The sequence below is a fragment of the Saccharopolyspora sp. 6V genome (assembly GCF_020176785.1).
Taxonomy (GTDB): Bacteria; Actinomycetota; Actinomycetes; order Mycobacteriales; family Pseudonocardiaceae; genus Saccharopolyspora_C; species Saccharopolyspora_C gregorii.
This window is the reverse complement of sequence record NZ_JAIUKB010000109.1, coordinates 1-20,696: the sequence shown is the minus strand read 5'-3', so window position 1 is coordinate 20,696 and position 20,696 is coordinate 1. Positions and strand designations below refer to the sequence as shown.

Annotated in this window: 19 protein-coding genes; 16 read left to right on the top strand and 3 right to left on the bottom strand. The window is 67.5% G+C overall.

The features are described 5' to 3' along the window. Window positions 1-180 (bottom strand): hypothetical protein (locus LCD35_RS21090; RefSeq protein ID WP_224961387.1); only part of this gene is annotated, 180 nt, incomplete at its 3' end. 1,540 nt (window positions 181-1,720) lie between these two features. Between LCD35_RS21090 and LCD35_RS21085 the strand changes: the two genes are divergently transcribed. From LCD35_RS21085 to LCD35_RS21050, 8 genes are all read left to right on the top strand, one after another. Further along, a complete protein-coding gene (locus tag LCD35_RS21085; protein ID WP_225044715.1) occupies window positions 1,721-2,065 on the top strand; it encodes a helix-turn-helix transcriptional regulator in 345 nt (114 codons plus the stop codon). A 57-nt stretch (window positions 2,066-2,122) separates the two neighbouring features. Next, a complete protein-coding gene (locus LCD35_RS21080; RefSeq protein ID WP_224961391.1) occupies window positions 2,123-2,605 on the top strand; it encodes an NADH-quinone oxidoreductase subunit B family protein in 483 nt (160 codons plus the stop codon). Next, complete coding sequence (locus tag LCD35_RS21075) at window positions 2,602-4,614, top strand: proton-conducting transporter membrane subunit (protein ID WP_224961393.1); 2,013 nt, start codon at window positions 2,602-2,604, stop codon at window positions 4,612-4,614. The genes LCD35_RS21080 and LCD35_RS21075 overlap by 4 nt, the downstream gene beginning before the upstream one ends. Next, the gene (locus LCD35_RS21070; protein WP_224961395.1) at window positions 4,614-5,570 is read left to right on the top strand and encodes a respiratory chain complex I subunit 1 family protein; all 957 of its coding nucleotides are present in this window, start codon (window positions 4,614-4,616) and stop codon (window positions 5,568-5,570) included. Before LCD35_RS21075 ends, LCD35_RS21070 begins: the two co-directional genes overlap by 1 nt. A 48-nt stretch (window positions 5,571-5,618) precedes the next feature. Next, a complete protein-coding gene (locus LCD35_RS21065; protein ID WP_224966517.1) occupies window positions 5,619-6,281 on the top strand; it encodes a hypothetical protein in 663 nt (220 codons plus the stop codon). Beyond that, window positions 6,281-7,759 carry a proton-conducting transporter membrane subunit gene (locus LCD35_RS21060; RefSeq protein WP_225044714.1) on the top strand — a complete coding sequence of 493 codons (1,479 nt, stop codon included), beginning with the start codon at window positions 6,281-6,283 and terminating at the stop codon, window positions 7,757-7,759. Before LCD35_RS21065 ends, LCD35_RS21060 begins: the two co-directional genes overlap by 1 nt. Beyond that, the gene (locus LCD35_RS21055) at window positions 7,756-9,282 is read left to right on the top strand and encodes an NADH-quinone oxidoreductase subunit C (protein WP_224961400.1); all 1,527 of its coding nucleotides are present in this window, start codon (window positions 7,756-7,758) and stop codon (window positions 9,280-9,282) included. Before LCD35_RS21060 ends, LCD35_RS21055 begins: the two co-directional genes overlap by 4 nt. A gap of 755 nt (window positions 9,283-10,037) precedes the next feature. Next, a complete protein-coding gene (locus LCD35_RS21050) occupies window positions 10,038-10,355 on the top strand; it encodes a WhiB family transcriptional regulator (RefSeq protein ID WP_374108121.1) in 318 nt (105 codons plus the stop codon). A 758-nt stretch (window positions 10,356-11,113) separates the two neighbouring features. Here the strand turns inward: LCD35_RS21050 and LCD35_RS21045 are convergent. Together LCD35_RS21045 and LCD35_RS21040 are read right to left on the bottom strand one after the other, a co-directional pair. Next, a complete protein-coding gene (locus LCD35_RS21045) occupies window positions 11,114-11,275 on the bottom strand; it encodes a hypothetical protein (protein ID WP_224961402.1) in 162 nt (53 codons plus the stop codon). A gap of 205 nt (window positions 11,276-11,480) precedes the next feature. After that, window positions 11,481-11,933: an Hsp20/alpha crystallin family protein gene (locus tag LCD35_RS21040; RefSeq protein WP_224961404.1), complete on the bottom strand. Its 453-nt coding sequence runs from the start codon at window positions 11,931-11,933 to the stop codon at window positions 11,481-11,483. 197 nt (window positions 11,934-12,130) lie between these two features. On the opposite strand from LCD35_RS21040, the gene LCD35_RS21035 reads away from it, so the two are divergent. The 8 genes from LCD35_RS21035 (at window position 12,131) to LCD35_RS21000 (ending at window position 20,550) form a co-directional block, all read left to right on the top strand. Then, window positions 12,131-12,796, top strand: coding sequence for a hypothetical protein (locus LCD35_RS21035; protein ID WP_224966519.1), 666 nt, complete (start codon window positions 12,131-12,133; stop codon window positions 12,794-12,796). Between the two features lie 273 nt (window positions 12,797-13,069). Continuing rightward, window positions 13,070-14,353 carry a cytochrome P450 gene (locus LCD35_RS21030; protein ID WP_224961408.1) on the top strand — a complete coding sequence of 428 codons (1,284 nt, stop codon included), beginning with the start codon at window positions 13,070-13,072 and terminating at the stop codon, window positions 14,351-14,353. Between the two features lie 281 nt (window positions 14,354-14,634). Further along, on the top strand, window positions 14,635-15,324 hold the full coding sequence (locus LCD35_RS21025) for an ABC transporter ATP-binding protein (RefSeq protein ID WP_225044713.1): 690 nt from the start codon (window positions 14,635-14,637) through the stop codon (window positions 15,322-15,324). Window positions 15,325-15,392: 68 nt separating this feature from the next. Continuing rightward, window positions 15,393-17,264 carry a YhgE/Pip family protein gene (locus LCD35_RS21020; protein ID WP_255615317.1) on the top strand — a complete coding sequence of 624 codons (1,872 nt, stop codon included), beginning with the start codon at window positions 15,393-15,395 and terminating at the stop codon, window positions 17,262-17,264. 304 nt (window positions 17,265-17,568) lie between these two features. After that, entirely contained in the window at window positions 17,569-17,859 is a 291-nt protein-coding gene (locus LCD35_RS21015) for an MSMEG_0570 family nitrogen starvation response protein (protein WP_224961414.1), read from the top strand. After that, window positions 17,856-19,166, top strand: coding sequence for an MSMEG_0569 family flavin-dependent oxidoreductase (locus LCD35_RS21010; protein WP_224966522.1), 1,311 nt, complete (start codon window positions 17,856-17,858; stop codon window positions 19,164-19,166). The genes LCD35_RS21015 and LCD35_RS21010 overlap by 4 nt, the downstream gene beginning before the upstream one ends. Before the next feature lie 8 nt (window positions 19,167-19,174). Continuing rightward, window positions 19,175-20,002, top strand: coding sequence for an amidohydrolase family protein (locus LCD35_RS21005; protein WP_224961418.1), 828 nt, complete (start codon window positions 19,175-19,177; stop codon window positions 20,000-20,002). 26 nt (window positions 20,003-20,028) lie between these two features. Next, the gene (locus LCD35_RS21000; protein WP_224961420.1) at window positions 20,029-20,550 is read left to right on the top strand and encodes an MSMEG_0572/Sll0783 family nitrogen starvation response protein; all 522 of its coding nucleotides are present in this window, start codon (window positions 20,029-20,031) and stop codon (window positions 20,548-20,550) included. The last annotated feature ends 146 nt before the right edge of the window (window positions 20,551-20,696 follow it).

Sequence of the window (20,696 nt, the reverse complement as noted above, 5' to 3'; positions counted from 1 at the left end):
CGACCGGAGGTCACGAAGGCGATCCACCAACCCCGCCGCTTCTCCTGCCGGCAGCTCCGAGCTCAGCCGCTCGAACACGTTGGCCGCGTCATCCTCGGGCTCACCGGCAACGGCATCGAGCAGTTCCACCACCTGCGCCACGGAGAGGCCCGCGCTCTGCTCGTCAGAGTTCGTCAGCACGCCCGCCAGGATGCCCCCTCGCACAACGACCAGTGGAACGTTCGGCGGCGGCACCGCGGAACCGAGCTCCCGAGGGGTTGGCCCCTGCTTGCCTGCCAATCGGGACAGAACGGCTGTTCAGCACGAGGTCCAACCGGATCAGCGGTGAGGGCTCGCCGTGATTGCGCCGCAGCTGGCGGCGGATGCGGAGGACAGTGGGTAGGTGCTGGTAACGAGCACGCACCACGACCTCCGACAGACCAAATCCCACGCGGACACGCAGGAACACCCCATGGATCGTGCGCCGGAACCTCGAGGGAGCGTGCGCGGAATTTGATCGGTTGGTGCAGCGGTGGGAAGCACCGGCGCTGTCACGTGCGTTGGCCGAGGCCACTCAGCGGCCTCGGCGCAACTCGGCAGCGGTGCAGCACCCGCAGGTAGCGGAGCGATGAGGAGTCCTCTGGTTCGCCGTGGCGGATCGGTCGTTCTTTGCTTGGCGCTTCTGCCGCTGTGGCGTTGGATGACGGGTCCCCGGATCGTGGTGTTGCCAGCTGCGTCGTGGCGGAGGATTCTGCGGCCGAGAAGTTGATTTCGACGCTCTGCGGTCTCGGCGATGATCGCGGACGTCGGTTGGCAGGCCGCGGATCGCCGCGCTGTTCACCTGCTTGCTGGTTTTCGCCAGTTGTAGCGGCGTCGATGGCGTGGTGAGAGGCGCTGCGCCCTCCGTTCGAAGTCGCTGACGAACGGAAAGCATGGCGTGGATGGTCCCGCTACCCTCGAATGAGTGTGATTTTGGACAAATTTTGATCTCTGCCATGCTTTGCCTGGTTACCTTCGAAAAGTCGGGGTAAGGGGGCCGCTGCCCGGTCCCGCTCTCCGGGGGCGGGCAGCGCCCCGGCATCGATGGGCTGTGCCCCTGTTGGGCAGGAATGGTGGTGCCCTCCGTCGGGTGCCATGGCGGAGTCGGCATTGACTGCGTGGGGGTCCGCCAGGCGCTCTGGGCTTCGTGAAAGATCCGCAGCCGGAGAACAGTGCTGTCTCCGGACGCCTCCTCGGGGTGGGTCGAGCGTTCGGGGATGCTGATTGGATTCAGTCCACTTGTCGCCGGGGTGGAGTTGCCATCGCCGCTGCGCCCGGTTCCACCTCCGCGCTGATGGTTGATTCGCTGGTCGGGACATTGTTGGAGCAGTGGCGGCGAGTGATCCAGCGGTAGGACGTGGGCCGACTCGGCGTGAGCGGGGGAGTCGGAGCCGGCGCCGGTGGGCGAAGCGGTGGTGCTCACGTCCGGCAGGGGAGCTGGTGGCGTGTTGTCGGCACGATCCCCTGGCCTCCGGGTCCCTGCCGGGGCGGCGTGCCGCGACCTGCGTCCGTTCCGTCCGTCTCGGGTGCTCTTGATGGCCAGGTCTCATGCCGACTCAAGCAGTTGCTAAAGTATGCAACTAGTGATTTTCGTACTTGCTTGTGGTGGGGCGGTTCCACGGAGGGCGTCCGGGGGCGTCATCGGAAGGCTCGGCTCGCGGGCGAACGGTGTGGGCCCTGGAATTTTCGCGGAGGGAGTCAGGTGAGCACGCCCCTTTATCAGTTGAAGGCTGAACTTTTCAAGACCTTGGGTCACCCCGCTCGAATCCGGGTGCTCGAGCTGTTGAGCGAGCGAGACCACGCAGTGTCCGAAATGCTCCCCGAGGTCGGGGTCGAGTCGGCGAACCTTTCGCAGCAGCTGGCGGTACTGCGCCGTGCCGGACTCGTCACCACGTCCCGGCGAGGTTCCGCGGTCATCTACTCGCTGACCAGCCCGCAGGTCGCGGAACTGCTGGTGGTGGCTCGGGCAATCTTGACCGGAGTGTTGTCCGGGCAGGTCGAGCTGCTCGACGACTTGCGCGGTCCTGGGGAGTCTCCCGGTTCTTGAGCGGTTGAAGATCCGTAACCCCTGACTACTACTTGGAAGTCGATGTGGGAGCACCGCGTGTTGAGCTTGCTAAGAGAGATCCGTCGAATCGGGCGCATTGCCGAACCTGGCCCCGCACTGTCGGGAGAGTTGCTGCCTGCTGCGAGCGAGCTGGGTGGCTCGGTGCAGTTCCGGCACGTCGATGCGGGCTCGTGCAACGGCTGCGAGGTCGAGATCGCTTCCGCGTTCGGGCCGGTGTACGACGCCGAGCGCTACGGGGCACGGCTGGTGGCGTCACCACGGCACGCCGATGCCTTGCTGGTCACCGGCCCGGTCACTCGAAACATGGCGGAGCCGCTGCGGCGCACGTACGAGGCGCTTGCAAAGCCGCGTTTCGTAGTGGCTGTAGGGGACTGCGCTCGCGGCTGCGGTGCTCTTGCCAGGGCGTACGGCGTCGTGGGAGCCGTGCGTGATGTGGTGCCGGTCGATCTGGAGATCCCCGGCTGCCCACCCCGCCCCGAGGAGATCGTGGCGGGTTTGCGAAAGCTGACCGGACGATGAACCTCATCTCCTCCGGGCTTGTCGCGGCGATCGGCGTCGGCTTGCTCAGTGCTGTGGCGGGTGTGTTCGTTCCAGCACGAACTCGCCCGTTCGTCTGCGGGGTGGGCACGGCTTTTGTCGGCGGGTGCGGCGTCATCGCCGGCGCGAGCGCATTGGCCGGCCAGTCGTTATCGGCATCGCTTCCCGGCTTGCTCCCGCTGTTCGGCGCAGCCGTGTCCGTGGATCCGCTGAGCGGCGTGTTCCTGCTCGTCGCGGGCGGGGTGGCGGTCGTGGCCGCGACGTACGGCATCGGTTACGCCCGGGAGAGCCTCAACAGCCGCCCCGTCCAGTCGGTGCTGCCGCTGTTCGTGCTGTCAATGCTGCTGGTACCCGCGACGGGGAGCATCGGCGCGTTCCTGGCGTGCTGGGAGCTCGTGGCGCTCACCTCTCTGGCGCTGGTGCTGGCTGAACATGCGAGCCGCGATGAGGTGGCGGTAGCAGGTCGCTGGTACGCGGTGATGACCCACGTGGGAGCGGTGGCGATCTCGCTCGGGTTGCTTCTGGTCGTCGCGCACTGCTCCGACGACTCGTTCACGTCCGTGCGAGACGGTTCGGCGGAGCTACCGCCGTTCGTCGCCGGTGCCGCTTTCCTGTTGACCGCAGCGGGCTTCACCTCCAAGGCAGGCGCGCTGCCACTGCACGCCTGGTTGCCCCGCGCGCACCCCGAGGCGCCCAGTCACGTGTCGGCGCTGATGTCGGCGGGAATGGTCAACCTCGGCGTGTACGGCCTCATCCGGGTGGGTTTCGACCTGCTGGCGGGCGGTCCCGCTTGGTGGTGGCTGCTGGTTCTGCTGCTGGGGGCGATGTCAGCTCTCCACGGCATCTTGCAGGCTGCGATGAGCAACGACCTGAAGCGTCTTCTGGGGAATTCGACGACCGAGAACATGGGATTGGTGCTTCTGGGGGTCGGTGCCGCGGGGTATTTCGATGCCACGGGACAAGACGTGCTGGCAAGTCTGGCGTTGACGGCGGGCCTGGTGCACGTGATCAATCACGCTGCGTTCAAGACATTGCTGTTCCTCTCCGCCGGCTCGGTCGTGCACGCGACCGGGGTACGGGATCTCGATCTCTTGGGCGGCCTGCGCGTGAAGATGCCTTTCACCACGTGGGGATTCGCGGTCGGTGCGCTGGCAGCATCGGCGTTGCCACCGGGGACGGCCTTTGTCAGCGAATGGTTGCTGTTGCAGGCGTTGATCCACGGCTCGCCGTCCACCGGAGCGGCGACGGCGATCGTGATGCCGATGGCCGTCGCCGCCGTTGCTCTGACCGCGGGCCTGTCGACCGCGACCTTCGTCAAGGCGTTCGGGATCGGGTTCTTGGCCCGTCCTCGGAGCAACGCCGTCGGCGCGGCGAAGGAGAGCCCTACCTCCATGCTCGTCGGGATCGCCGCGGCCGCGGTCGCGTGCGTCGGGCTGGCGCTGCTACCGGGGTTGGTTCTGCCCTCCCTCGCAGGCGTGAGCGGCCTGGTGCTGGGCGACTCGGGGCCTGCGGTTCTGGGAGCGGTCACGCTGCGGTTGAACGGGGTGGTGGGGGCCCTCTCGCCGGTGTTGCTCGCCGCGGGCCTCCTCGCCGGCTGTGTGCTGGTGCTGGCGGTGCTGCGCCTCGCGGCAGCGCGCCGGGGCCGGGAAGTGCGGTCGTGGGACTGCGGAGCAGGTCCGCCATCTCCCCGAATGGAGTACACCGCCACCTCGTTCGCTGAGCCGTTGCAACGGGTTTTCGAGAACGTGGTTCGCCCTGAACAGGACGTCGCCGTGACTCACCACCGGCAATCGGCGTATCTCGTACAAGCCGTCGAGTACCGCCAGCACGTGCCGGAGCCCTTCGAGCACCGGGTCTACGCTCCCGTGCTGCGGGGCGTTGCCGCGTGGGGAACTTCCGCGAGGCGGCTGGCGACCGGGAGCGTGCACCGCTACCTGGGCTACGGGTTCTACTTCGTGTGCGGCGTGCTGATCGTGCTGGTGGTGCTCTGATGAGCGTTCTCGGCGTGATCGGTGGTGGCCTGCAGTGCGCGTTGATCGTTGTGGGGGCGCCGTTCCTGATCGGGGCCATGAGGCAGGCCAGGGCGCGACTGGAAGGCCGTGCTGGAGCCGGGGTGGGGCAGCCGTGGCGGGACCTGCGCAAGCTGTTCCTGAAGGAATCCGTTGTACCGCGCGGCACCAGCGAGGTGTTCCGGGTCGCACCGTTGGTGGTGTGGTCCACGACGGTGGTCGTGGCGCTCGTGGCTCCGTTCATCACGATTGAATCTGCAGCGAGGCCCGTGGCGGACCTGTTCGCGGTGGTGGCGCTTCTGACGTTGGGCACCGTGGCGGTGGCGCTGGCCGGGTTGGACACCGGAACCACCTTCGGCGGTATGGGCGCCAGCAGGGAGATGACGATCGTCGCGTTGGTGGAGCCCACCCTGTTGTTGTCGATCTTCGCGTTGTCGGTGCGGGTGGGCTCGACCGATCTCAGTTCGATCGTGACGTCGACCGTGCACGACCCGGCGATGGTCTTCTCACCCGCGAGCCTGCTGTCAGCAGTCGCCTTCGCGGTGGTGATCATCGCCGAGACGGGGCGGCTCCCGGTGGACAATCCCTCCACTCACCTGGAACTCACGATGGTGCACGAGGCGATGGTCCTGGAGTACGCGGGCCGGGACCTGGCCCTGGTCGAGTGGGCGTCGGCAATGCGTTTGACGGTGTTCCTGGGGCTCCTGGCGAATCTGTTCCTCCCCTGGGGCATCGCGACCGACGCTGCGCCGCTCGCGCTGCTGGGAGGTGTGCTGGCTTTCACCGGCAAAGTCGCCCTGCTTGCGCTCCTGCTCGCTGTGGGCGAGGGATTCCTGGCCAAGCTGCGGTTGTTCCGCGTTCCGGAGTTGCTGGCGGGGTCGTTCCTGCTCTCGGTCATGGCTGTCGCAGCCTCGTTCTTCCTGCCGCAGCCCCACTGACGAGTCCGAGCCGAAAGGAATGACGATGATCCGCCACCGGAGTGCGCCATGAGCCGTGACCTGTACGTCCTGCTGCTCGACGCGGCTTGCGGCGCGATGCTCCTCGCCGCCGTGCTCGTGCTGTGGCGCCGGGAACTCACCGTCGTCATCCGGGTCTTCGCGTTGCAGGGGGCCGCGCTGGCAGCTGTCGTCGGGATTTCCGCGGGTTACGAGCGCTCCGGCGAGCTGGCGGCCGTGTGTGCGGGTCTTCTGGTGCTTCGAGCCGGCGTGCTCCCGATGCTGCTACGACGTGCCTTGGCGGCGTCCGACGAAGTCGGGCGGGAGACCCGCTCTGTGGTGAACATCGCGGCTTCGCTGCTCGCGGGTGCCGCGCTCACCTTGTTGGCTTACGCGGTCTCGCAGCCGCTGGTGGCGCTCGCCCCATCACCGGCCACGGATGCCCTGGTCATCGGTGTGGCAGTCGTGTTGATCGGGTTCTTCGTCCTGGTCACCCGCCGTCGGGCACTGTCCCAAGTGGTCGGCTTCCTGCTGATCGACAACGGCGTCACGGCCGTCGGGTTCTTGACCACCTCGGGTGCAGGGCTCGTCGTGGAGTTGGGTGTGTCGTTGGACGTGTTGTTGGTGGTGCTGGTGCTGCAGTCCTTGACTGTGCGGATGCGGGATGCGTTCGGCACCACAGATCTGGCTGAACTGCGGGAGTTGCACGATTGATGATCCATTGGCTCCTCATCGCGGCGGTAGCCGTTCCGCTGGTGGGCGCCGCGGGGTGCGCGCTGGCGGGGTGGCACCGCGCGACGTCGTGGGTTGGAGTGGTGACCGCCGCGCTGGTGCTGCTCGCTTCCGCGGGCGTCGCACTGTCCGTTGTCGAGAACGGTCCGACCACGGCGCTGCACGGGATGTTGCGAGCGGACGCCCTCACCGCGTTCATGCTGGTACTGATCGGTACGGTCACGCTGTTGGCGGCTTTCGCGACTCCGGAACACCTGGCCGTGGAGCGGGCAGCTGGACGGCTGGACTCTCGTGCCGCAGTGCTCCACTGCGTGCTGGTCCAGGTTTTCGTGGGGACCATGACCTTGGCGGTGCTGGCCGCCAACCTCGGGGTGATGTGGGTAGCGGTCGAAGCGGCCACGATCGCGACCGCCCTGCTGGTGGGGCAGCAGCGGACCCGTTCCGCGGTGGAGGCGGCGTGGAAGTACGTCGTGATCTGTTCAGCTGGTATCGGACTCGCACTGCTGGGGGTGTTCCTGCTCAATTACGCGTCTCTGCACACCGGTGCTGGGGCGGGCCTCGATTGGTCGGCGCTCGTGTCCACCGCGGCATCACTGGATCCGGCGGTCACTCGGATCGCCGGCGCATTGCTGATCATCGGTTTCGGGGCGAAAGCGGGGTTGGCGCCTCTGCACGCTTGGGTGCCGGACGCGTACGGCCAAGCACCGGCGCCGGTCGCGGCGTTGATGTCAGGCGGGATGCTGGCCGTCTCCTTCTACGCCGTCTTGCGCGTCAAGATGATCGCCGATGTGGCCCTGGGACCCGGATTCGTCCGCGTCCTGCTGGTGACCCTCGCCTTGATGTCGTTGGCGGTGTCGGCATCCCTGCTGATCGCTCAGCGTGATTACAAGAGGATGCTCGGCTATTCCAGCATCGAGCACGTGGGATTGGCAGCGTTGGGTGCGGGCATCGGTGGACGGCTGGCGATCGCTGCGGTGCTGCTGCACATTTTCGGGCATGGTCTGGTGAAAACGGTGCTCTTCCTCGGTTCCGGGCGAATGTCGCAACTCATCGGTACCAGCGAGGTGGATGGGGCTCGCGGGTCGGCTGTCCGGTACCCGGTACTCGCCGGCTGCTTCGGGCTGGGTGTGCTGGCGCTTGCCGGGATGCCTCCGTTCAGCTTGTTCGCCAGCGAGATCGGGATCGCCCGTGAGGGATTCCGTGCGGGGCTGGGGTGGGCAGTTGCGGTCGCGTTCTTCTTCGTTCTGATGATCGGCGCTTCCTTGTTGGTCCACACCAGCCGGATGCTGCTCGGTGCATCTTCCAGCGGGAGAGCCGAGGTCGCACCGCCGCGTACCGGGGCGCGCACGGAGGCGGTTCTGCTCACCGGCTTGGTCGCTTCCGTCGTGCTCGGTGCCGTCGGTGGCCTCCTGGACCCCTTGCTGCCCCTGACCGCCGCACTCCTCTCAGGAACGCCATGACTCTTCCCGACAGCGCCGACGGCGAACCGCGCGGCCACCGGCGTACCGCGTTGATCATCACGCCGGATGCCGTGTACGCGCAGGTGGAACGGTTGTTGACGGCCGGGTACCGGATCGCGATGATCGCTGGACACGATGACGGTCAGCTGTTGCGTGCCGTCTACCTGTTCACCTGTGCGGACGACGATCGCCGCGTCGAGCTGCAAGTGCCGGTCGATCGCGCTGATCCGCACCTGCCGAGCGTGGCGGGTTTGTCGTTCCCCGCGGGTCGTTTCGAACGTGAGATGCGCGATCTGTTCGGCATCGTGCCGGACGGCCATCCGCTACCGCGTCGGCTCGTGCGGCACTTCCACTGGCCGCAGGGGTGGTATCCGATGCGGCAGGACGCGGGCGAGGCACCGGAGTTCGGAGCCGTCGACGGCCCCTACCCCTTCCGAGCGGTCGAGGGCAACGGTGTGCACGAGATTCCGGTGGGGCCCGTACACGCAGGACTGATCGAACCCGGTCACTTCCGCTTCTCGGTCGTCGGGGAGACGATCCTCAACCTCAAAGCCCGTCTCTGGTTCGTCCACAGAGGAATAGAAAAGCAATTCCAAGGACTGCGACCTGACGAGGGGCTGTCGCTCGCCGAGCACATCAGCGGGGACACCTCCGTCGGGCACGCGCTGGCGTACTGCCAGGCGGTCGAGGACGCTGCGTCCGTGCGAGTACCGCTGGCCGCGCTGCGGATCCGCGCAGTGCTGCTGGAGTTGGAGAGGTTGTACAACCACGTCACCGATCTCGGCGCGCTGTGCAACGACGTGGGGCACGGCGTGCTGAACTCGCACGCCGGTCGACTGCGCGAGCGTCTGCTCCGGATGAACGACGACGTCACCGGACACCGTTTGTTGCGAGGCGGAGTGCGGGTGGGCGGAGCGGTGGTCCGGAAGCTCCCGGACCTGGCTGCGCTGGCAGCCGTCAAGGACGAGGCCGGGCAGCTGCACGACCTCGCGCTGGGGCACAGCGTGGTGCGGGACCGCTTCGCCGGCACCGCGGTGCTGTCCTCGCAGCAGGCATTCGATCTGGGAACTTTGGGCTATGTCGCCCGAGCCAGCGGGCTGGAGGTGGACGCGAGGTGGGACCACCCGGTGCTGTCTCCCCCGCAGCAGCGCCTTCACTACGAGCAGACCGGGGGAGACGTGCTAGCACGTTTTTCCGGGCGGGCTGCAGAGGTCAGTCAATCGATCGATATGATCGCGCACTTGGCGGAGCAGATAGACGGTCGGGTGTCCGCTACGAGTGGATGCGTCGATGAACCTGACGGTCTTGGTGGTTCCGGTGTAGGTATCACCGAAGGATGGCGGGGCACTATCGTGCACCGGGTGGAGCTCAAAATGAATGGGCGGTTGAGTCGGGTGAAGATTGTCGACCCGAGCTTCTTCAACTGGCCGGCACTGCCGGTGGCGTTGAACAACACGATTGTCCCTGATTTTCCATTGGTGAATAAGAGTTTCAACTTGTCCTACGCGGGTAATGACCTCTAGGGTCGGATTGGTTTCCCGGGGGCTTGGTGAGTGAGTTGCCGCAAGTGCGGATATTTTGTTGAGCCACGATGATGCTCGGCAACGTTCGCTGAACGACCTGACTCCGCGGAGTCCGGCCTCGAACATCGCTCGAGCTCACGCCTGACTGCCGAGCACGTGCCTCCCGGGATGTGGGGATGTGCGGCGGGATCTTCCGTCGTTCTGTCTGCGGTAAGATCTGACGCTCGCTCGCTGGTTCAAGGTGGTAGGCCCGATCAACAAGCTCCTAGTTTGGCGTGCCTCGGTACTGCGGGGCCTTATTTTTGGAAGTCCTGGACGAGATCGCCAAGTGCGCGCCTGACGCGTTTGGTGCCCCACTGGGGGATGAGTGCATCGAATTCTCGGCAAGCTTGTTCGAGGTCGCTGGAGGCGAGCTCCAGCAGATCTGATATGCGGCCGGTAAGCCAAATCTGCAGCAGTGTGTCCTCATGTACCGGAGTCGGGTTCTGGGTGGCCTGTCTGTACATGGAACAACAGTATTAGGGCATAGGTACCAGCTGCATTCACCTCTTAGGGGGTATTTGGCGATGCTCTGCAACTTCCTTCCTCGGTCGCGCCGAGCGTTACGCGCTATGGCCCGCTGGGACGTGGGGCGAGTGAGGCCGCCCCTTTCATGCTGCCGTACGAGTGATCCAGAACACTAAATTCGCTGCGTCATGCCTCGTCCGGGTGACGGTCACATGGGCGTACAAGTGCTCTGAACGGAGGTTCTGAACATGCGCATCGTTGACGGCGAACCGGTGGCCGAAGATCGACAGCCGGACTGGTACCAGTCCGGGCTCTGTGCGCAGACCGATCCAGATGCCTTCTTCCCCGAGCAGGGTCAGTCCGGGACGGCCGCCAAGCGCATCTGCGGCACCTGCCCTGTCCGAGAGGCTTGCCTCGAACACTCGTTGCTGCACGATGAGAGGTACGGGATTTGGGGTGGTCTCGGAGAAACCGACCGTCGCAAGCTGCGTGCCGCTGTTCGCTCCGGTAGCGATCTTCGCGCCTCGCGGGGCGGGGCCGCGATCTGGCGGCAGCACGTGGCGTGAATGTTCCCGAGCGCCGCATCATCTCAGCGACGAAGGAGACGTGATGGCTGACAGCACTCCGGCGTCGAACGTCGAACTCGAGCACGCCCTCGCGGCGTTCGAACGCGCGCTGGCAGAACACGCGCAGGCCCACGAACGTCATGCCACTGTCGAAGACGAGGACGAACACCTTCGCGACCTGCGATCAGCAGTGCTTCGGCGGGCCACTGAAGCATCGCCCACGACTTGGCCCCGGTCGCGATGCTCGCGCTGCCACGGGACACGGATGATCACAACTTTGCAAGCCCGATACGGTCCCGACGCCACGCCGTCCTTCGTCCTCGCTCCGCGGATGTGCCCGCAATGCAGGGGAACCGGGATGAGTCTCTCTCTCGCTGACGACCAGCGCGACTCCCGCTGAGGCTCGTCCGGTCCCGGTGACGTCCACAGCGGGGCTTCTGCCGCATTCGGGGGAGGCGTGCACCTGACGTTGCGTGCCCGATGTCGTTCCAGGCAAGGATGCAGGTGTTGACGATGGTTGTGGTCTCCGAAGGGATAGTGGTGGGAGAGCACGAGACAACGCCTCCCGCCACGCTCGCCTGCACACCGCTTTCCTGAGCCCAGGAAGCGAAGAGCACCGTGGCTGCCCTGTCCCGGCCGACTCTCGCGCAAGAAATCGTCCGTCTTTTTGGCATGATACCTGCATCGGCTGCATGAAATATCCGTTCGGTCATCGGATGGGCCGAGTGGTGCGTCGAGGCGGTCGTCGAACGCGACGATCAGAGGGGCATCTCCCCCTCGATGTCGGGATCGCGCTCTCCGTGCGGGTTGTAGAGGTTCCACGAAGGTGGCCGGGTGTCGTGGAGGTCCCGTTCGAGGCCGGCGATGCGGCAGGCCATGGCCAGCGCGGTCAGCTCGGGATCGCCCAACAGGGCCGGCACGCGGGCCGGTGTCGTCCAGCTGCGCAGGAAGTCCGGGGGTGACGCGCAGCATCTCTGCAGCTCGTCCCACGGTGTAGGCGGGATGGTCGATGTCGTCGAGTGCGGTTCCAGTCCCCTCGGCGCCGGAGCGTTCGGGTCTCTCCTGCTGCGGCCGGTAGGGCGTGCCCGGGCCGATCTGCGACCCGGGCACGCGGAACGGGTGGGGTCAGCTGCCGCCGCTGTCGATGACCTTGCGGCCGCCGGTGTCACGGCGCCCGACCTGGATTTGGCGGGGCTTGGCCTGCTCGGCCACTGGCATGGTCACGGTCAGGACTCCGTCGGCGTAGTCCGCGGTGATGTTGTCCAAGTCCAGCCCGTCACCCAGAGCCAGCTGCCGGGAGAAGGTCCCGCGAGGTCGCTCGGCGGCGATGTAGCTGATCTCGCCGTTCGTATCGCTTTCCGTGCGGCCTTGACGCTGGGCTCGCACGGTCAGCGTGTTGTTCTCCGCCCTGACCTCCAGCGAGTCCGGGTCGATGCCGGGCAGGTCGAACTCGGCGACGTAGTTCTCGCCGGCGCGGTAGGCGTCCATGGCCATGCCCTGCGGCGCGCGGCTGGTGCCGAACACCTCGGTGGTCAAGCGGTTGAGATCCCGGAACAACGGGTCGAACGCGAGCGTCATCACAACTCTCCTTTCCCATGTGGAGCTGGTCGACCGACGGGCAGCGCCATGGCGGCGCACCCGTACGCCTTTCTTCGGGGCAGTTCGGATGCCAAACTTGACAGGTCCGCCGATGAATCTATTCTGTACTCACGAACGGAGAATTTCAAGTCCGAGGGTGAGGCCCGCTGACGAGCCGGGTCGATCGCAGGAAGGTGGTGAGCGTTCCGGTGCCGGTGCTGCACGTGATCTACCGCTGGTGCGCTGCGGAGGCGGGCGACTGGGAGCAGTGGCGGGGCTATGCGATCGCCGATGACGCCGCGGTGGAGGCCGACACGCTGTCAGGAGCTCGTGAGCGGATGTCGGAATTGTTGAGGCGCCGCGTCGAGCCATGGCCGTGGGAGGCGGTGGTCGAGCACGTTGAGCGGCCGCTCGGTCCGGGGCTTTGGATCCGCGAGGCGCTTGACGAGCACAGCGACGAGCGCGATCACGCGTCCCGCGTCGTGCTCGAAGCCTTCGGTGATCGTCGTGCGCGGGATCAGCTTGCGGCCCTGCCGGAGACCAGTCCTGGCGGAGTCGTCGTCGTTGCGGGCGTTCCCGGCGACACCCTCGCCTGGTGCCTGGACCAACACGATGAGCGTGGGGCGTTGGTGGTCGCGGCCGCGGTGAGCAACCACCGTTTGTGGTGGAACGCGCTGGTACCTGAAGTCCGTTCCGCGGCTACGGGGTTGCCGGTGGCAAGCGAGTTGAGCGACCCCTCTCTCGGCGGTGCCGCAACCCTGGACGACTGGATCGCCGCCAGCGAGTGCGGTCGGTTGGTCACGTCGCCCGCGGCCGGGACCGCATCTGGCGGCCGACCGGCCCTTTTGCCCGCGGCCGCGTAGCCGTGCGCGGTGGTGGACAACGGCTCGCCGTGTCGCCAGCTCGCCGAGCGAGCGCGGGGTTCACGTCGGGTCGACCGCGTGCGAAGCCGTCAATCGCCCAGCAGCGGCGAACGCGCACGAGCGGGGGTCCCGAACCGCCGGACACCGGGAAAATGGAAGGTGGGCACACCGGCAGGCGGCGAAGGCGATGTACCTTATCGGGAACAGCGTGCGTGAGCGTCTGCGGGTGTCTTTTTGCGGTTGAAGTGCTTGAGTTCGTTCTCGCGGAGGCGGATGCCGCAGCTGCTGTGCTTGGATGCGGTGAGTTCGGGCCTGCTCTCCTGGTTCGCGGGCCGCTACCGGAGTGTGAAGCAGGGCAGCGGTGTGGAATTGTCCCAGCTGCGGTACCTGCCCAAATCGGCGAAGGCGGTGCTGCAACGGGACGGGGTGTCCCCGGTGCCGGAGCTGACTCGTGGGCGGTCGATCAAGCCTGTGCGGCGGCTGCCGCTGCCGATCGGCCGGAGCGTGTGGCTGGTCACCGGTTATGCGGAGTGCAAGCACGTGCTGGGTTCGTCCTGTGGGTTCAGCAACGACCTCGGTCGAGTGCTGGGCGCGGAATCCGTCAGCAGCAGCCCGGGACTGGGGTTCGCCGATCCACCCCGGCACACGCGGTTGCGCAAGCTCTTGCAGCCGGAGTTCACCAAGCGCAGGATTGCCCGGATCCGGCCGCGGGTGCAGGAGATCATCGATGAGGCGCTGGACGCTGCGGCGGCGAAGTCGGGCCCGGTGGACCTAGTCGCGGAGTTCGCGGCGGTCATCCCCGCTGCGGTGATCTGCGAGCTGCTCGGCATGCCGCGGCACGACTCCGAACGCATCCAGGAGTTGAGCGAGGCGCGGTTCGACCTATCCGGGCGGGCACAGCACTCGTTCAACGCGATGACCGACTCGTTGGAGTACTTGCGCGGCGTGCTGGCCGAGCAGCGGCGAGACCCGGGCGACGGCCTGCTGGGCGCGGTGGTGCGCGACCACGGTGACGAGGTGGACGACGACGAACTGGTGGGCTTGGCCGACGGGCTGCTCACCGGAGGCTTCGAGACGACTGCGAGCATGATCGCAATCGGCGCACTGCTGATGTTGCGGGATCCCTCGATCCCGCAACAGCTGCGCGAAGACCCCGGCAGCGCGAACGCGTTCGTCGAGGAAGCGCTGCGCTACGCCACCGTCGTACAGGTCGCGTTTCCGCGGTTCGCAGAGGAAGACACGGTCATCGGCGACGTCGAGATCTCGGCGGGGGACGTGGTGCTGTGCTCGCTGAGCGCCGCCGACCGCGACCCGGCCCTGGGCGAGGGCATGGACGAGTTCGACATGGCACGCGGTCGCACCGCGCACCTGGCGTTCGGCCACGGCATCCACCGCTGCATCGGGGCGGAGCTCGGACGGATGGAACTCGAGCGCGCGTACCTGTCGCTGGCGAACCGGTTCCCGCGGATGCGGCTGGCCATTCCGGAATCCGAGCTCGATTTCCGGCAGCTGTCCATCGTCCACGGATTGTTTTCGCTGCCGGTGTGGTTGTCCTGAGCTGGTTTCGGAGCCGCGGTCCGGGAGGTGCGGTTCCAGGGACCCGAAGGCCTGGCCCGTCTTCTGCGCTGGAGATCGTTCGTGTGCCCGGTGGAGACCACCGGGTGCTGCGATGGCAACCCGAGCGCGGCTCCGCCATCGCCTTCGGCACCGATTCCGCTGCCCGCTTCTGTTGAGCGGGCCCCGGATCGACGGATCCGAGCCTACCGGTGGCGCAGATCGTCGTCTGGCGGCGGGCGTGGTGCTGCGTGTTCGGATGACGTCGTGGTTATGGTGCCCCGGTGCCAGGGACGGATGTCATCGCTGAGGGACTGTCGGTGCGCGGTGGGAGGGGGCCGGTTTTCGAGAACGTCTCCACCGCCGTCGAAGCCGGTGGCGCGTTGCTGGTTCGCGGCCCTGCCAGCTCCGGCCGGACTTCGCTGCTGCTCGCGCTTTCAGGCCGGATGCGGTTCGTCAGTGGTGCGGTGCGCGTCGGTCAGCACTACCTGCCCCGCGAGGCCGCTGCGGTTCGCGAGACTGTCGCGCTCGCCCGCGCGGGACCGGCCTGTCAGCTGGAGGATCGGCTGCGAGTCGACGACTTGATCGCGGAGCGTTGCTGGATCGATCGGGTCGACCGGCCCGCCGTGTCCGCCGCGTTCGACCTCGTCGGCATCGACGTGCCTGGCAGAGTGCGGGTCGAGGACCTGGATTCCGTGGCGAACGTTCTGCTCACGGTCGCACTGGCGGTGGCGCGCGGGCCGGGCGCCGTGGTCGTCGATGAGCCCGACGACGGATGCGCACGGGAGGGGCGGGCGCGGGTGTGGAGCGGCCTAGCCCGGGTGCGCGAATCAGGAATCACCTTGTTGCTCAGCGGCACCGACCCCACACCGAACCTCCCGGACGCGGTGCCCGTCGTGCTGCCGCAGCGCAGCGGGGAACGCTTGGCCGGTGCCGAACGCGCGGAACGGAACGGGGAACGGGGAGCCACATGACCGCCGTCAAACTGGCCCTGCTGGAACTGCGCAGATTTCGGGGTCCGCTGCGGAGAGCGGTCCCGCCGTTGCTGTGCCTGATCCCGCTCCTCTACGGCGCCACGTACCTGTGGGCGAACTGGGATCCTTACGGCGAGCTCGACCGGATCCCGGTCGCCGTGGTCAACCAGGACCACACCGGGCACACCGCGCAGGGTCAGCGCGTCGACGCTGGTAGCGAAGTAGAGCAGCAGCTCAAGGCGGCTGGGACGTTCCAGTGGAGCTTCACCGACGCGGCGGAGGCCGAAGAGGGGCTCGCGCAGGGGCGCTACTACTTCACGATCACCATCCCACCGGACTTCAGCACCAAGCTCGCGACCGCGAGCAACACCGTTCCCGAACAGGCCGGGATCGACATCCGGCTCAACGACGCGAACAACTACATCGCCGGAATCATGACCGAGGTCGTGCAGCCGCAACTGCAGGACCAGATCAACGCGGCGGCGCACGGGGCCTACGTACGCAGCATCTATGGTGAGCTGTCCGAAGTGAAGGACCGGTTGGCCACGGCGTCCGACGGTTCCCACCGGTTGCTCGGCGCCACCGAGGTCGCACAGCAGGGAACCGGTTCGCTGATGTCCGGGACCAGTGCCTTGCACGACGGTGCCGGGCGAGTCAGCGACGGCGCCGCTCAGCTGGCCGAGGCGACCGGGCAGGTCGATCAGGTCACCGATGAGCTCAACCGCGCGGTCGCGGACCGTCTCCCTGCGGCCGCGGACCAGCTGGTCGACACCGCCACGACGGTGGCCCGCGGTGCTGCCTTCGCGCACGCCACCACCGGCGCGGTCAAACGCGGCACCGCGCGCGGTGTGCAGGACGTCGACGAACTCGTGCGCATCCACCCCGAGCTGGCCGACGAACCGGTGGTGCAGCGGGCCCGCGACCACGCACATGATCTCGACGTGCGTGCCGGCAGGGCCGATCAAGAAGCTGCTTGGAACCAGCAGCGGGCGGACCAGGCCCTGGCCGAGGCGAACGAGACCCGCGACCACATCGGTCGGGCCCAACGCAAGGTGCTGGACGCGAACGTACCGCTCCGAACGGTCGACTCCGGAGCACATGCCGTGGCTGAGGGAGCCCGGACGATCAGCTCCGGGATCGGCGCGCTGGAAGAGGGGTCCGGCGCAATGCGGACCGCCGCCGACCAGGCGAACTCCGCTGCCGCCGACCTCACGCGCACGGTGGACCAGGCTTTCGTCCGTATCCCGGAGACCGACTCCGACCAGATCACCGAAGCGGCGCGCGTGCTGGGGACCCCGGTGCGCATCGAGCGGGAGAACCTGAATCCGGCGGGACCCTACGGACGCGGTTTCGCCCCGTTCTTCTTCAGCATCGCGCTGTGGGTGTTCGGGCTGTTCGCGTTCCTGCTGCTGCGGCCGGTCAACCTGCGGGCGCTGGCTGGGCGGGTCGGCTCGCTCACCATCGCGGTCGCCGGATGGCTGCCCGCGGCGATCCTGGGAGGTGCGGGAGCGTTGATCCTCTACGCCGTCGTGGACCTCGGACTAGGACTGGCGCCGCGCCACGCGCTCGCCTGCGTGGCTCTGATGCTGGCCGGTGTCGCCGCGTTCACTGCGATCGACCACTGTTTGCGCACCGCTTTCGGCGTTCCCGGAGATGTGGTGTCGCTGGTGCTGCTGGTGTTGCAGCTGACTTCGTCGGGCGGACTGTACCCCGTGCCGACCACTCCCGGGTTCTTCCAGGCACTCCATCCGCTGTTGCCGATGACCTATCTCGTCGACGGGCTGAGGATGACGATCTCCGGTGGCCTGGTGGAACATCTGGTGCGGGACTTCGCGGTGCTCGGTGGATTCTGGGCGGCATTCCTCCTGACGACCGCACTCGTAGTGCGCAGACAGCGGGTGTGGACGGTCGGGCGGCTGCACCCGGACGTCGAACTGTGAAGTCCGGTGCCCCCGCACCGCTTCCCAGCTGCGCGGGAGACGCAGAGCAAGCCGCCGTCGTGGTGGGACTCCAGGAGTTGAGCCGCGCCCGGCAGTGAGGTGCGGGCCCGGTTAGCGAGCGCGTGGTGCGGCGCGCTGACGGCCGGCGCGCCTCGTTCGCGGTGTCGTAACAGGGTCGCGTGCGCCGGAACCGCTTGTTTTTCCGGATGTCGTCGTCCGGAAACAGCTGGTCGTTGGAATGGTTCTCGTCGGCAGCGACGAGGTTCCGCCTCGTCTTCCCGCTACTGGAGGACCGATGCCAGAGATGCGGTTTCGAGTGCGTTGGCCGGACGGTGCGGTCCAGCAGTGCTACTCGCCATCCACGATCATCGAAGATTACCTCGAGGTCGGCCGTACCTACCAGGTCACCGACTTCGTCGAACGCAGCAGGCAGGCGTTGCGGATCGCCGACGAACGGGTGCGGGCGAAGTTCGGCTTCGGCTGCACCGCTGCCGAAGGGCAGCTGGCCGAGATCAACGCGACCGCCCGCGAGCATCCGTCCGATGGGCGGGTCGTCGTGGAGGCGATGCACTCCCCTGCGGGGAGGCGGCGATGACCCCGCGCGAGTCGCGCTACCCGGTCGTGGTGGTGGGCGGCGGGCAGGCGGGACTGTCGGCCAGCTACTGCTTGCGGCAGCGCGGAATCCGGCACGTCGTGCTCGAAGCCGAGCGGCTGGGCCACGACTGGCGCTCCCGTCGCTGGGATTCGTTCTGCCTCGTCACCCCCAACTGGCAGTGCGCGCTGCCGGGATTCGAGTACCGGGGAGCCGATCCGGACGGCTTCATGCTCCGTGACGAGATCGTGTCCTATTTGGAGAGCTACGCCGAATCCTTTGGCGCACCGGTGCTGGAAGGGGTGCGTGTCACGCGATTGCGACGGTCCACCGGTGGCTCGTACCTGCTGGACACGACGGTGGGAGAGTTCATCGCCGAACAGGTGGTGGTCGCCACCGGCGCTTACCACGATCCGAGCAGACCGGCTGCGGCCGAACGGATCCCGGCCGGTATCGAACAGCTGCACTCGGCCGACTACCGCAGTCCCTCGGCACTCCCGGCCGGCGATGTGCTGGTCGTGGGCAGCGGTCAGTCGGGCGCACAGATCGCCGAGGACCTGCACTTGGCGGGACGCGGTGTGCACCTGGCCGTCGGCAACGCGCCCCGGGTGGCGCGGTTCTATCGGGGCCGCGACTGCGTGGCGTGGCTGGACGAGATGGGGCATTACGCCAAGACCATCGACGAGTTCGCGGATCCCGCCCAGGTGCGGAAGCGGGTGAACCACTACGTCACCGGCAGGGATGGCGGACGGGACATCGATCTGCGCACCTTCGCGGGCCAGGGCATGCGGCTGTACGGGCGTCTGCTCGACATCCGCGACGGCCGGGCCGCGTTCGGTGACGACCTCAAGTCCGGATTGGACGCGGCGGACCAGGTGATGGAGTCCATCAAGGACGCCATCGACGCGCACATAGCGGCTCGCGGCATCGACGCGCCCACCGAGGCCCGGTACACGCCGGTGTGGGAGCCGGACCCGGCGACCCATCCGCGCGAGCTGGACTTGGCCGAGTCCGGGATCACGACGGTGATCTGGTCTACCGGGTTCCGCCCGGACTACCGCTGGATCGAGGTCCCCGTCTTCGACGGTCGCGGTCATCTGGTGCACCGCCGTGGCGTGACCAGTGCACCCGGGCTGCACTTCCTCGGGCTGCCCTGGCAGCACACCTGGGGCTCCGGCCGGATGGAAGGGGTCGGCAGGGATGCGCGGTACCTCGTCGAGAGGATCGCCGCGTCCCGCCGCATCACCGACGTGTGCGGTGCGCTCACCGGCAGATCACCGTCACGTTCCGCCGTCCCGTCGCCGAATTGAGGTGAGCAGTGAGCGACAACCTGGTCTTCGACGCGCACCGGCATCTCGGGGTGCTGCCCGCGCACCCCTTCTACGGTGGCCCGGCCATCAACGCCGACACCACCGCCCGAGCCACGGTCGGCCAGCTGCTGTCCGATCTGGACGCGGAGGGGACGGAACGAGCTTTGGTGCTGCCGAACTACGGCGTGCCCGATCCCGATGTCGCCTTCGCGCACAACGAGCTGGTCCTGGAAGCCGCCCAGCGGGACGACCGGGTGCGCGCCGGGCTGTGGGTGTCCGCACGACCGGAAGATCGAGCGCGCACGGCGAAGGCGCTCGCGCTGGCCGGTGAAACCGGTGTGCGGGCGCTGAAGCTGAGCTTCCTACTCGGTGGATCACCGACGGCGCCGGAGTGCCGACCCCTGCTCGACGAGATCTTCGCGGTCGCCGAGCGCCACGGCCTGGTCGTGCACGTGCACACCTCGCCGGGCGCCGCCTCCGACATCGACCAGGTGGGCAACCTGGTCGACTGGTACGCCGATCGCTGCGCGGTGCACCTGGTGCACTTCGGAGGAGGCATGAGCGGCCACATCAAGCTGGCCGGCTCGCGCTTCTTCGACTGGGTCGCCGCCGGAAAGCGCGTGTACACCGACCTCTCCTGGGCCATCGGCTTCGCCCCGCACTGGCTCGCCCGGGAGATCGAGCACCGCGGCATCGGACACGACCGCGTGCTCTTCGCCAGCGACCAACCGTGGGGTGACTTTCCCGGCGAGTACGCCCGGATGCGGTCCGCAGCCGGTGACGGCTACTTCGGCGAGCTCGTGTTCCGCGAGACCTTCGCCGCGCTCTACGACTGAAAAACACCGTGATCAGAGGAGAGAACATGACCGAGACCGTCGAACTCACCGATGTCGAGCGCAAGTCCCGCGACGAGATCCCGCACCCGTCGCTGCCGGAAGGGTCCAGCATCTACGGGGCCACCAAGGTGTTCCCCGACTACGAGGCGGAAAACGGGGAAACCTACTTCACGTTGGTGCACGGCATCGCGCACGAGTCCTCGGTGAGCTTCGTGGCCGTGCTGCAGGCGACCCGCGCGCTGCGCAAGGGATTCGAGTCGGCCGTGTACTTCTACGGGCCGGGTTCGCTGAACTGCCTGGCCACCCGCGGATTCCCGACCACGGGGAACTCCGCGTTCCCCGGGGAGCACAACATCAACGACCAGCTCAAGACCTTCATCGCCGAGGGCGGAAAGGTGTACTGCTGCCGGTTCGGCCTCTCGCTGCACGGCGCGCGGGAGGAAGACCTCATCGAAGGCGTCATCCCCACCCACCCGCTCGACGTCCAGGACGCGATCATCCACTACGCCCGGAAGGGCGCGATCATCAACTCCACCTATCAGCTCTGAGCCCAGTTCCCAAGTTCCCATCCCGAAATTCGCCGCAGCGCGCGGTCGTGCCGTCCGGGGGCCCCCCCCCCCCGCCCGGGGGGGCCGCGCGGGGGGGGGGGCCCCGCCCCCCCCCGCGGGCGGGCCCGCGCCCCGCGCCGCGCCCG